We start from the raw sequence: 11,925 nt of genomic DNA, 5'->3' as shown, positions 1-11,925 counted from the left end.
ACGGACGCCTTCGCGTCCGTCAATAGCCGGAAACGCACATGTACCAGGCCCGATACGACGACATCATGAATGACGGTTCTGACAACGCCAGAGACCGTGAACGGTCCCTGTTCGACCAGTCAATCATGATGCTGGAGGCAGCCCGGGACGAAGGCGGCTATTCTTACAAAGGTGTCGAGGCCGTTCATTTCACGTCACGATTGTGGATGATCATCATGGAAGACCTCGGCAGTCCGGCTAACGGGTTGCCAGCGGAACTACGCGCCTCATTGATTTCGATCGGCATCTTCATTCTCAAGACACTGGAGGCAATCCGCATGGAAACCTCCACGGACTATGACAGCATCATCGACATCACCAAAACCATTCGTGACGGGATCTGAAACATGAAGATTTCGCTGCGAGCCGGGGAAAAGATCTACGTGAACGGCGCGGTTTTGCGCGCTGACCGGAAGGTCTCGCTGGAGTTCATGAACGATGTGACGTTTCTTCTCGAAAGCCATGTCATCCAGGCGAACGAGACGACGACACCGCTGCGCCAGCTTTATTTCGCTGCGCAGGTCATGCTCGTTGATCCCGCAGTCAAGCAGGATGCATTTCTTGCATTCAAGCGCATGCTGGCATCGCTGCTTGCGACGTTCGAAAATAAACAGATCCTCAAAGAGTTGAAACTGATCGACGAAATGGTCTGTAAAGACCGCGTCTTCGAGGCGCTCAAAGCTATCCGATTGCTCTATGCGTTGGAGGCCCAGATACTTTCCGGTGATGCAGAGCAAACCATTCCTTCTCAAAGCGACCAGAACACCAGGCCGGAGGCAATCGCATGACTACGACCACTGCTGTCGGAACGACCAACACGGCGACAAACACGACGACGACTACGAACGGCCCCGGTGTCGACTACGAGGCCTTTCTGAAATTGCTCGTTGCGGAGATGAAAAATCAGGATCCGACCAAGCCCATGGATCCTACGCAGCAGGTTACGCAGCTGGCGCAGTTTTCCAGCGTCGAGCAGGCGGTCCAGACCAACACCAAACTTGATCAGTTGTTGGCCAGCTCTTCCCTGTCGCAAGCTGACGGGCTCATTGGCCGGACAGTGACGAGCGCAGACGGCAAGGTCAGTGGTGTGGTTGAATCAGTGCGTATCTACAGCGACGGCATGATCGCAACGCTTAAGGACGGCACCAAACTTCCGATCACTGCCGGCATTGCCATCAGCTGATCATGAATGAGGCGGATGCACTCGATATCATCAATCAGGCCATCTGGACGGTGATTGTCGCCTCCGGTCCCGCAGTCGGGGCCGCGATGTTCGCCGGTGTTTGCATTGCACTGTTTCAGGCTCTGACCCAAATTCAGGAAATCACACTCACTTTCGTGCCGAAAATCCTGGTCATCCTTGCTGTGCTCGCCTTGACCGCGCCCTTTGTTGGCTCGCAGATCAATACGCTGACTTTGTTGACCTATTCGCGGATTGAGAACGGTTTCTGAGAAGGTTTGCCGCCAGACATCGGGTCTGCTCCAAACTTCGCGTTGTGCCCGCCGCTCTGGCTTCGCGCAAGCTTCGGCTCCTATGGTTTGCCGACAATAGGAGAAGACCGTGCAGCAGGCCGCAGTAAAACGACTGGGTGACAAGGGTTATCTAACCGGCAGTGATGTTGGTCTGGCACTCGGAATCGTGATTATCCTCACGGTGCTCTTCCTGCCAGTTTCGCCAATCATTCTTGACATCGGACTTGCCTTTTCAATTGCGCTTTCCGTGTTGATCCTGATGGTGGCGCTTTGGATTCAACGGCCGCTGGACTTTTCGGCTTTTCCAACCGTGCTCCTGATCGCGACGATGATGCGCCTGTCGCTCAACATTGCAACGACACGTGTCATTCTCACCCATGGTGATGAAGGCTATGCCGCAGCCGGACAGGTCATTCACGGCTTCTCACAATTCGTGATGGGCGGCGATTTCGTCATCGGACTGGTCGTCTTCGCGATCCTGATCATCGTCAACTTTCTCGTCATCACCAAGGGTGCGACGCGTATCGCCGAAGTTGGCGCTCGCTTCACACTTGACGCCATTCCTGGCAAGCAAATGGCGATCGATGCGGATCTTTCGTCAGGGTTGATCGATGAGAAGCAAGCGCAGCATCGCCGCCGTGAGCTGGAGGAGGAAAGCGCCTTCTTCGGTTCGATGGACGGCGCCTCGAAATTCGTGCGTGGTGACGCGATCGCCGGTCTCATCATAACCGCGGTGAATATTTTTGGCGGCATCATCATTGGTGTTACACGTCATGGTATGGAAGTCAGCCAGGCGGCCGACGTGTTCACCAAGCTCTCTGTCGGCGATGGTCTTGTCACACAGATTCCGGCGCTGATCGTGTCGCTTGCCGCGGGTCTTCTGGTTTCAAAAGGCGGAACGCGCGGTTCTGCGGATCAGGCCGTTTTCGGTCAGCTCGGTGCTTACCCCAAAGCCCTGTTTGTGGCGGCGCTGCTTTTGTTTGTGCTCGGCACATTGCCGGGTCTGCCGGCCTTCCCGTTTTTTGTGCTGGCGCTCGGTCTCACTGCCATCGGCATTTCGGTGCCACGCAAGCTGGCACGCGCGGCTGCCGCAGCCCAGGCCGAACAGGCCCTGAAGCAGCGGACTGCCGATGAAGAAGACCGGAACTCCGTTCGTGCGTCACTTGAGACCGCACAGATCGAACTGTGCCTTGGCAAACAACTCTCCGCACGGCTTCTCGCATCGCAATTGGAATTGGCACATCGCGTCAACAAGATGCGCAAGAAGTTCGCGCTGGAATATGGTTTTGTCGTTCCAGAGATCAAGGTGACAGACGATTTTCTGCTGCCGCCAAAGACCTATCGCATCAAGATCCATGGGACGGTTGTAGCTTCACATGAGCTCAGGGTAGGTGAGATCCTGGTCATTCCCGGTGACAGGCCGCCGCCGCATGTTCCAGGTGAAGAGGTGAGGGAGCCGGCATTCGGTATGAAGGCCTACTCCGTTCCGGAAACCTTCGCCGCCGAGCTCAAGCGCGACAATTATATGACCGTTGACAATCTTTCGGTGCTGCTCACGCATCTCAGTGAAATTGTCCGCAACAATCTGGCGCAATTGCTTTCCTACAAGGACATGCGTGGCCTGCTGGATCGGCTCGGACCGGAATACCGCAAACTCCTCGATGATATCTGCCCGGCCCATCTTTCCTATTCGGGCTTGCAGGCGGTCCTCAAGCTGCTGCTCTCGGAACGCGTGTCCATTCGTAACCTCAACCTTATTCTTGAGGCGATTGCGGAAGTGGCGCCGCATATCCGCCGCTCCGAAATGATCGTCGAGCATGTCCGCATGCGAATGGCGCAACAGATCTGCGGGGATCTGGCCGACAATGGCGTGCTCTCCGTCTTGCGGCTTGGCAATCGCTGGGATCTGGTCTTCCACCAGAGCCTCAAGCGTGATGCCAAGGGCGAGATTACAGAGTTCGACATCGATCCGCGGCTGCTGGAGCAGTTTGGCACCGAGGCGAGCGTTGCGATCCGCAAACATCTTGATGCCGGCGAACGTTTCGTTCTCGTGGCTTCACCAGAGGCGCGACCCTACATCCGGATGATTATCGAACGGTTGTTTGCGACGCTGTCAGTGCTGTCACACGTCGAGATTGCACGCGGGGTGGAGGTCCGATCGCTTGGAACGATTTCGTGAGGCTGTGACCTCCTAATGCCGCCCCTGAACGATACAATCATCACTGCCTTTCTGGTTTTTGCGCGGGTCGGTGCCTGCCTGCTGATTGTGCCGGGAATATCGAACCCGCGCATTCCCATGCAGGTCCGGCTTTTCCTTGCGCTCGCCTGCTCGCTCATGGTTGTTCCGCTCGTGCTCACGCAGGTTGCTCCGGTAGCAAAAGCAGCTCCGCTCGTGCTGATGCGCCTCATCATCGTTGAGATCATTGTTGGCGGGCTCATTGGTATCCTGGCGCGGATCTATTTTTGGGCGCTCCAGTTCATGGCGAACGCGATTGCCATGGCGACCGGCTATTCGGGCGCGGCCGCCGCTGCGATCGAAGCGGACGAACCACAGGCAGCCATCGCCAGTATCGTAACCTTGTCCGCACTGTGCCTGTTCTTCGTTTCAGATCTCCACCTCGAAGTGTTCCGGGCGCTGCTCTCCTCCTATTCGGCAATTCCGGTGGACGGAATTTTCCAACCGGCAACTGCCATGGTCAATTTCACCGACACCTTGTCAAAGGCGTTTCTCAGCACGATCCGCATAGCCGCCCCGTTCATCGTCTTTGCGGTTGTGGTCAACATCGCGGTGGGGCTGATCAACAAACTTACGCCAGCCATACCGGTTTACTTCATCTCAATGCCGTTTGTTCTCGCCGGGGGACTGATGCTGCTCTACTTCAGCATGCCAGACCTGTTGCGGTTTTTTACAAATGAAGCCGGTACGTATCTCAGGAGTTTTTAAGTGATGACGGGAAATGTCCGGACCGCCTATCGCAGTATGATCAGATTGCAGAAACTCGCCAGGACTCGCCATGAGATGGAACTGTCGCGCCTCAACGCGCAGTTTGCGGTGATGGAAGAGGAGAACGGCACATTGTTCAAGATGCAGGACGAGCAGTTCGAGGGCAACGCCAGCTTTGTTCCTGTGCATATCATCATAAGGCGCCTGGATGCGAACAAAATACTGCAGACGCAGTTATCGGCGCACATTGCAGGAGAGACCCGCGATCTTCTTAAAGTGTCACGGATGCTCGATATCCTGAATAATCGGCTCAGTGCTTTTGAACGAGCGTCGTTGCGAACCGAAGAAGCGATGGAGATTGACGAGCACGTCGGTCATTTGCTTGCCAAACATGCGATTTGACCGGGCGTGGCTCAAGCCTCCCGTAAGTTTGGGCGATTAGAGTGCAGGTCATGAATCAGAATGCGGCAGCAATCAATGGCCATTAGCCCACCTTCCGACCTTATACTGGATGTCGCCATGGCGGCGGATCCGGACACTTTGCGGGCTTCCGTCGAAAAGTTGCGCAGTATCGCGTCCGCTCGGGTAGCCGCACAGATGCAGTTGTCTCGCGATAATTTTTCTTCGATGCAGCAGACCGGGTTGGCAATCGATTCCGCCGGCAAGTCCAGTGAAGCGCCGAACCCATCGTTCAAGAAGTTTGAAGCGTTCATGCTGCAATCGTTCATTGAATCGATGTTTACCGGCGATAACCAGGCGGTATTCGGCCAGGGCGTCGCTGGTGATTACTGGAAATCCATGATGGCGGAAGCCATCGCAAACAAGATGAGCGATGCCGGCGGCATCGGCGTTGCACGTATGCTGCAAGTGCAAAGCGAAAAGAAAGCGAAATCGGAGGCGGCAATATACGACCCTGCGACACCGGCAATTTTCAATGATCAGAATCATATTCATGAGCGCGATTCAAACGTCATTTTGTACCAGATCGAACGGCAACTGATCCAAAAACAATTAAAAGCAACGGAAAACGTTGAAGAAACCAGACAGAGCTGAGGCCGAAAAGATTGGAGGAAATGGAAATGGATTCAATGAACGATAACCTGAACGATGGCACAATGATCGAACACATTCCAACCGCTCCCCGGCATGAACCTGCGCTTGAGCCTGTCCTTGTCGCAATCCGGCGGCTGGAAGAAGTCGTCGAGCGGGAAACGCGATTGCTCCTCGATGGCCAGACTGTCGATCTTGTTGACATTAATGCGCACAAGAGCCGCGGCTTGCGCGACTTCAACAAAGCGATGAGCAAGGCAGCAAAAACTGTTGACGCGCTCGCGCTTAAATCGCTGCAACCGGTTCTCGACAATCTACGCAAGAAACTTGATCGCAATTGCGATGCCATCAAATTGCATTTGCGCGCGGTTACAGAGCTGGCAGGCATCATCCGCAATGCCCTTGAAACGCAGGAGGCTGACGGCACATACACCGTCGACCAGGTTAGGAACGGGCAAGGCGCATGATCCGAATTGCGCTGATCGGCCTCTGGATTTGCGCGGTTGCTCTCGGATCGCTGTATTTCGCGGTTTGGCAAAACACAGCAACAGCGGCCGTATCCGCACCGGTGGCCAAGGAAGCACTCGACGTTGGCAAGACCGAGGTCTTCAGTGTTCCCATTATTGTCGGCGGGACTGTCCAGGGATATGTCGTTTCCCAGCTCGCCTATACTCTCGACAAGGGCGCCAAAGATGCCATGGATGTGCCGGTGGCTTATTTTATCAACGATGAAGTTTTTCGGCAGTTCTATGGGCATTTTTCGGACACGAAGGACGTGCAGAAAATCAAGTTCGATGACGTCAAGAAGTCGATTATCGACGGGGTCAACGCGCGGTTTCCAAAGCCGCTGGTGCAAGACCTCCTGGTCGAGCAATTCAACTACATCACGTCAAAAGAGATTCGAGACCAGAATACCAAAGGGCTTGAGCGGCCGTAGCGGCTCATACACCCCGGAGATGGAGCTCTCACTACAGTGAGTAATACTTGCCCGCCAGCGTGTTCAGGGTGGTGTCGTTCAGGGGAGCGACGCCTGGATCATGAACAAAGCGCACGCCGAAATCGGAACCATTGCGCCAGACGATTTCGGTGATCAAGGCGCCGCAATACTGATCGTCAAACAGCCAAAAGCGATCCGGTATGACACACTGGGTCATAATCCTGATCCTGGCACCGCCACCCGCAAGGTTATGGAAATGACACTCGGTCAGGAACTGGCCGCTGAGCGTTACGAGCTTGCCTGAGCGCAGCCTCGTTCGCTTGCGTTCCTCGGTCCGTTTTTCCTTTTTCGTATCCCTTCCGGAAGGCGGCATGACAGAGCTCTACAGAATTGCGCGACCGACATGGCCGAAGGCAGATGAGCATCCGTCCACGTCAGTGATTTCACTTGATTCTTGTAGCGGTAAACAATTGCCAATCCGTTATGTAAACCCAGGAGGGGCCAGCGAGACACGTGTGTTCAGGGAAACGCGATCAACAACAGGAAGGCAATGAACACCACCAGATGGACGAGCCCGGTCAGAACGGTTGTTCGACCAGTCCCGAAGCTGTGAATGCTGATTGAGAGGATCAAAGCCAGAAGCACCGAATCGCCCGGTGTAAGGCCGAGAGTAAGCTCGCGGCCGGTTAAAACGCTGGCCATGCCTACCGCAGGAATGGTCAACCCAATGGTTGCGAGCGCCGAGCCAAGTGCGATATTGAGGCTGCGTTGCAGCTCGTTGATCAGGGCGGCTCGAATGGCTGAGAGTGCCTCCGGCAGGAGCACGAGTGTTGCGATAAAGGCGCCGACAACTGCGTCGGTCTGTTGAAATTGAAGAGCCGCGAGGCCGTCTTCTACGCCAGTTGCAACCTGCTCGGCCAGAAGGACGATCCCAATTAGGCCAATGAGGAGCAGAGCGGCGTTTCCCCAATTGGCCTCTCCAGAAATACCGTGACTTGCATGATCTCCACCGGGGCGGCCGTCATCCAGAAAATCATCGCGATGTCTTACAGTTTGCGCGAAGACAAAGCTCCCATAAAGCAGGATTGAACAGAAGCTGACGAAGACAAGCTGCACAGGAGAAAAAGTACCCGGCGCCGCAGCGAGAGTGAAGTTGGGCAGGACGAGCGTCAGGATTGTCAGCGCAGTCAGGACAGAAAGAATTGCACTCGTACCTTGCCGTTTCAGCTCCTGCTGGTGGTGGTGCAGGCCGCCCAGTGTGAGACAAAGACCCACGACGCCGGCGCAAACGATCATGACCGTCGAAAATACCGACTCTCGGGCAAGAGTTGGATTGTTCTCCCCGTGCAGCATCATCGACACAATGATTGAAACTTCGACCGTGGTAACGGCAAATGTGAGAAGCAATGTTCCGTACGGCTGGCCAAGGCGTATAGCCAAGACTTCCGCATGCTGGAGAACGATGAAGACCGTCGTAAGCAGTATGCAGATGGCGAGTAAGGAGACCACGATACTCAATACCGGATATTCGTGCCCCATGGGAAAACCAACGAGACGGATCCCGACAGCAAGAACGAGGGATCCGATCGGGATCAAGTAGGTGTGGATCGGCAAGGGACGAGCGGTCATGCGAGGGTCCAGGCTATCGATGGATAAATCACATACAGCCGGACTGGCCTGGTGGCAACGCGTTGCTGACGACCGCAAATATTCGGCGCGTTATACCAGGCAGACAATGAAGTCTTCTCGGGTCCTACTGGACAATGATCGGCGGTGTCCCTGTCTTGAATGATGTGCGAATATCATAGCTATCTCCGCGCCAGGCAGCCGATCGAACGCATCTTGGAGAGCCCTTCGGAGTTGTGAGGTAAGCCATGAAGCGTCTGTTCGTAAGCGTTGCGGTTGTCGCCTCTGTCTATGTCATTCTAGCATACGTTGTGCTTCCGGCAGCCTGAGCGACAGCCGGATCTTGCCAGGCACCCGATGGTAACCAATACGGAGAGAGGTATCCCCGGCGATCCGCTCAACGTCGGGCTGATAGGCGACCGCGAAGACATCATTCGTGCCATGCACGCGGGCGATTGGTATCCGGCTGATCCGATTACACTCCGTTCGAGCATCGACATCATAGGAAGTGTGGTCCTGGACCGCCCGTATGACGCGGCTCCTGTCAGTTCGCTCTTTTATGACGGGAGGCGCGAGGACCTTGCTTATGAAAAGCCTGTTGGCACCAGTGCCCGTCAACGTCATCACGTCCGGTTATGGAGGGTTCTGCAAACGGGGGTGGAACAGCGTCCAGTCTGGCTTGGCTCTGCGACCTTCGACAAGAGTGTTGGGCTTAGTGAATATACGGGCCAGGTTACACACGAGATCGATCCTGACATCGATGCCGAACGCGATTTTTTCTCAACCAGCCTCTCAAACGCCGGCATGGTTGAAGCGATATACTTGGTCTCTGGGGTCGGCCCGACCCTCAATGGGCGCAATGGAGAGGGAAGCCGTTACTACACTGACGGCGAGATACGCATGCTTACTCTGGTACCAGATGGGCAGCGCCGAAACCTTCCCCCGGAAACACTGGCGCCGCCGCCGTTCATACAAGCCAAGGATCAGGCGTGGCATGGTATCAAGAACATGCTCGGTTATTGACTGCTTTCACCCGGCCGTTGATCGCATACGCAAACTTGCCGCCACCAACACCATAAGGCGTGGATTGTCCGGGGTCACGTCAGTGCCGTCGCAGTCACGTCGACTAATCGTGCTGCCGCTGCGGCGCCAATAGCATTGATTGGGCATATGCCTGGGGCGACCGGCGACCGGGTATGTTTTCGTCCAGAACGAGTGTTTTGAGATCATCCGACCGAACATCCAATGCTACGACCCGCTCAAGCTTGTCGATTTGCCATACGGCATAGCCGAGCTCCGGATCGTAGCCACAATCGCAATCGAAGTCGCCGACTCGGATGTTTCGAGCTCGATCCGGTAAAAACATAATCTGTGGTTTCGGCAATTTGTAGCAATGACCTTCGTAAGCATAGCCATATATTACACCGATACTTTTAATATATCTTCCTCCTTTTGACGTTTCCATCGGAAGTTTAATGTCTATCGGAAGAGATACTATTTCTGTGCCATCAAATATTGCTAGAGTAATTGTCTGCCCAAATACACCTGAAGTGAATTCTTTTCCGAGGCGCTCATGATACAGCCTAATGAGTTCCTCTATAATGTCTCCAATTTCGGATTTAATTTCGGAAAATTTTTCGTTGATTATTGCGTTCTTATCGAGCAGTTTTTTAACCTTCTCTTCAAGGTACCTGTCGCTCTCTATTGTAAGCGGGAGCGCAGGGCGGCCGTATAACAGGACCTGACTTGGATTATAGGAACTGTAATCGAGGTCATCTGGCAGACCTCGACCTTGAACTGGACCGGGCCCGACGCTCGGATTTCCATATGATTTGCTCATCTTCCATTCCCCCTTCCGTTGAGGCTCATCTCGAGCCGATAATTTCACGCCATGCAAAATTTGCTTCCAGCCTTTCGGCGGTCCTTCCGTCTGCTGCTGCAATGATGGCGCTTGCGGCCTGATCAAGGTGCAGAGTGGTCGGATCAATGGTCCGCAACGACTGCGCGAGTGCGCCGCCTACGGCATCTCGGGCATTGATGAGCGCCAACTTGAAAAACAGCGGCTTCAAGCTGAAGGCGTCCTCGGTCACCTGGCGAAACCGGTCAAATTCGTCCAGTGTCAGCTCGCGCAGATCGGTCTCCAGAAGTCGCTTGTCAGCGCAGCCGTTTGCCACCAGTTCGCGATGATACAATTCGACAATACTGTCGAATATGGCACCTATGAACGGGAGTGCGCGATCATGGACTTCGCGGGTAACGTCGGACATTCGCCGGGAATTGGTTGCGAGACGGATCTGCGTTTCCGGGCTCGTTTCTGCAAATCGGTTAAGTTCGTTGTAGAGCAATAGATTGCCCCTCGTTCGCCGCAGCAGCCGATCGATCGCAGAATCGAAATGCAAGAACGAAATGAGTGACACAAGGTCCGAAAAGGCTTCAGAGAACGGGAAGTATTCGGCTTCGCGCGATGTCGTTCCTGGAACCCCCATCTCCGAGAAAACGATCAAGTGCCCGACTTCGTGAGCAATGGTGTCGAAATTCAGCGCATATGGGCGCGTGACACCGCCGACTTTCGAATAACCTAACTCCAGAAATCCGTAACCGGCCTGGGCATTTCTCCAATCGACAAGAGGGACAATTTCAAGCTTCGGTAGGGTTTCCTGAAAGAACCACTGGACGCGATGACCGAGATAGCTCCTCCAGATGTCGAGTATGAAATGAACGCACGCATAGGCGTGAACGCCAAGAAATGCCCTGGAGCGCGTGTCAATATTATCAAAATGCCGGTCCGGCCCCGGCCTCACCGGCGCGCGCCTTGCTCCTTCAAAAGGGGGCAATCGGGCGAAACCATATGGCTCTTTGTCGAAGAGCGGATCTGCAACATACATTGATATGTCGCTGGGACCATCGCTGATCTCATCGGGCAATATTGAAAGCCAAACGCGGTCCGGCTGTTCGTAGCCCGCAATAAACGGAGGCTGCGGAAAAATCCAGAATCGCGTGCCCACGCGCGCTGCCGTACGTTCACGGGCAGTGTTTTCAAGCACAGCCATCGCCATATAACTCTTTTGGGAAGAATAGCCCCACAACTATACATTAAATTTATAATTGTATAACAGGCTTTTGTCAATGCCAGACGCAGTAAGGTCTCGATCAAAAGTATTAGTTGATATCCACTCATGTAATTCTTTATGATTAGTATTCACAGATATTAATGGTGCCAACTTTAGTGCGAGCACGGCGTCAGCTCGTTTTTGGGCAATCAGGCCTTGTTGAACTTCCGAATACCTCCCAGGGCCCCAATCCGCAGCACGTAGCACGGCTACTAGCGTACGGTCACGAAAATTGATCTCCCTCGCAATCGCGCTGAGCTTATTGCGTTCCGCCGGCGAGATGACACTGTGGCGCATGAGACTGGAGAACGTTCGCTGGAGGTCAATCAACGAGTCTGTCAGGGGGAGGAACCCCAGCTCTGCCGGTGCCGAGTGAACCGCCACTGCATCATCCGGCGCGAGTAGCCACCGCCGGTACCAACGGTAAATCAGTCCCACACCGACCATGCCGAGGGCGCACATTTCCGCTGCCCTCAACGCTCCCATGCTCGCGGCGCCGATCATGACGATGCCCTGCGCCATTGCCCATTGGATTTCCTTGTGCCGGACAGGGGGTCTGTCTTCGAATTGTCCGTCTATCAATACCATCGCCCGTGGACGAAACGCATGGGCCGCGAGCAGAATATCGCCTTGGGCCGCAGGTTGCAGATAAACCGCGTCAAGCACGGATTGAGCGTCCGCCAGCCGGAGGGTCGGACCCAGAAAAACCAGGATCGGATTTTCGTAGTTTGGCCGGGCCATATCTA

At 54.7% G+C, this 11,925-nt stretch carries 16 protein-coding genes; 11 read left to right on the top strand and 5 right to left on the bottom strand.

Features of this window, described 5'->3' with window-relative positions:
- The first annotated feature begins 38 nt into the window (after nucleotides 1-38).
- The 10 genes from flaF (at nucleotide 39) to CU102_RS14555 (ending at nucleotide 6,443) form a co-directional block, all read left to right on the top strand.
- Nucleotides 39-383 carry a flagellar biosynthesis regulator FlaF gene (gene flaF, locus CU102_RS14600; RefSeq protein WP_106711840.1) on the top strand — a complete coding sequence of 115 codons (345 nt, stop codon included), beginning with the start codon at nucleotides 39-41 and terminating at the stop codon, nucleotides 381-383.
- Nucleotides 384-386: 3 nt separating this feature from the next.
- Complete coding sequence (flbT, locus tag CU102_RS14595; RefSeq protein WP_106711839.1) at nucleotides 387-827, top strand: flagellar biosynthesis repressor FlbT; 441 nt, start codon at nucleotides 387-389, stop codon at nucleotides 825-827.
- A complete protein-coding gene (flgD, locus tag CU102_RS14590) occupies nucleotides 824-1,222 on the top strand; it encodes a flagellar hook assembly protein FlgD (RefSeq protein ID WP_106711838.1) in 399 nt (132 codons plus the stop codon). Before flbT ends, flgD begins: the two co-directional genes overlap by 4 nt.
- A 2-nt stretch (nucleotides 1,223-1,224) precedes the next feature.
- The gene (locus CU102_RS14585; RefSeq protein WP_106711837.1) at nucleotides 1,225-1,491 is read left to right on the top strand and encodes a flagellar biosynthetic protein FliQ; all 267 of its coding nucleotides are present in this window, start codon (nucleotides 1,225-1,227) and stop codon (nucleotides 1,489-1,491) included.
- 109 nt (nucleotides 1,492-1,600) lie between these two features.
- On the top strand, nucleotides 1,601-3,691 hold the full coding sequence (flhA, locus tag CU102_RS14580; protein ID WP_106711836.1) for a flagellar biosynthesis protein FlhA: 2,091 nt from the start codon (nucleotides 1,601-1,603) through the stop codon (nucleotides 3,689-3,691).
- 15 nt (nucleotides 3,692-3,706) lie between these two features.
- Nucleotides 3,707-4,456 carry a flagellar biosynthetic protein FliR gene (gene fliR, locus CU102_RS14575; RefSeq protein WP_106711835.1) on the top strand — a complete coding sequence of 250 codons (750 nt, stop codon included), beginning with the start codon at nucleotides 3,707-3,709 and terminating at the stop codon, nucleotides 4,454-4,456.
- 75 nt (nucleotides 4,457-4,531) lie between these two features.
- On the top strand, nucleotides 4,532-4,858 hold the full coding sequence (locus tag CU102_RS14570) for a hypothetical protein (RefSeq protein ID WP_133624546.1): 327 nt from the start codon (nucleotides 4,532-4,534) through the stop codon (nucleotides 4,856-4,858).
- A gap of 60 nt (nucleotides 4,859-4,918) precedes the next feature.
- Entirely contained in the window at nucleotides 4,919-5,509 is a 591-nt protein-coding gene (locus CU102_RS14565) for a rod-binding protein (RefSeq protein WP_245425349.1), read from the top strand.
- 35 nt (nucleotides 5,510-5,544) lie between these two features.
- Nucleotides 5,545-5,973 carry a flagellar protein FlgN gene (locus CU102_RS14560; RefSeq protein WP_425351556.1) on the top strand — a complete coding sequence of 143 codons (429 nt, stop codon included), beginning with the start codon at nucleotides 5,545-5,547 and terminating at the stop codon, nucleotides 5,971-5,973.
- Nucleotides 5,970-6,443 (top strand): hypothetical protein, encoded by a 474-nt coding sequence (locus CU102_RS14555; protein WP_106711833.1) that lies wholly within the window; start codon nucleotides 5,970-5,972, stop codon nucleotides 6,441-6,443. Before CU102_RS14560 ends, CU102_RS14555 begins: the two co-directional genes overlap by 4 nt.
- A 31-nt stretch (nucleotides 6,444-6,474) precedes the next feature.
- Here the strand turns inward: CU102_RS14555 and CU102_RS14550 are convergent, their stop codons facing one another.
- On the bottom strand, nucleotides 6,475-6,816 hold the full coding sequence (locus CU102_RS14550; protein WP_106711832.1) for a PilZ domain-containing protein: 342 nt from the start codon (nucleotides 6,814-6,816) through the stop codon (nucleotides 6,475-6,477).
- Nucleotides 6,817-6,962: 146 nt separating this feature from the next.
- On the bottom strand, nucleotides 6,963-8,072 hold the full coding sequence (locus CU102_RS14545) for a calcium:cation antiporter (protein ID WP_106711831.1): 1,110 nt from the start codon (nucleotides 8,070-8,072) through the stop codon (nucleotides 6,963-6,965).
- A gap of 354 nt (nucleotides 8,073-8,426) precedes the next feature.
- On the opposite strand from CU102_RS14545, the gene CU102_RS14540 reads away from it, so the two are divergent.
- Complete coding sequence (locus tag CU102_RS14540; RefSeq protein WP_106711830.1) at nucleotides 8,427-9,092, top strand: LssY C-terminal domain-containing protein; 666 nt, start codon at nucleotides 8,427-8,429, stop codon at nucleotides 9,090-9,092.
- Nucleotides 9,093-9,195: 103 nt separating this feature from the next.
- Here the strand turns inward: CU102_RS14540 and CU102_RS14535 are convergent, their stop codons facing one another.
- The 3 genes from CU102_RS14535 to CU102_RS14525 are packed head-to-tail and all read right to left on the bottom strand — an operon-like array spanning nucleotide 9,196 to nucleotide 11,920.
- Entirely contained in the window at nucleotides 9,196-9,909 is a 714-nt protein-coding gene (locus tag CU102_RS14535; protein ID WP_106711829.1) for a hypothetical protein, read from the bottom strand.
- A 25-nt stretch (nucleotides 9,910-9,934) separates the two neighbouring features.
- Nucleotides 9,935-11,119, bottom strand: a complete 1,185-nt coding sequence (locus tag CU102_RS14530) for a gluzincin family metallopeptidase (protein ID WP_106711942.1) — start codon at nucleotides 11,117-11,119, stop codon at nucleotides 9,935-9,937.
- A 36-nt stretch (nucleotides 11,120-11,155) separates the two neighbouring features.
- On the bottom strand, nucleotides 11,156-11,920 hold the full coding sequence (locus CU102_RS14525; RefSeq protein WP_106711828.1) for a TfuA-like protein: 765 nt from the start codon (nucleotides 11,918-11,920) through the stop codon (nucleotides 11,156-11,158).
- Nucleotides 11,921-11,925: the final 5 nt, after the last annotated feature.

The sequence above is a fragment of the Phyllobacterium brassicacearum genome, assembly GCF_003010955.1.
In the GTDB taxonomy this organism is placed as follows: domain Bacteria; phylum Pseudomonadota; class Alphaproteobacteria; order Rhizobiales; family Rhizobiaceae; genus Phyllobacterium; species Phyllobacterium brassicacearum.
This window is presented reverse-complemented; position numbering and strand designations above follow the sequence as displayed.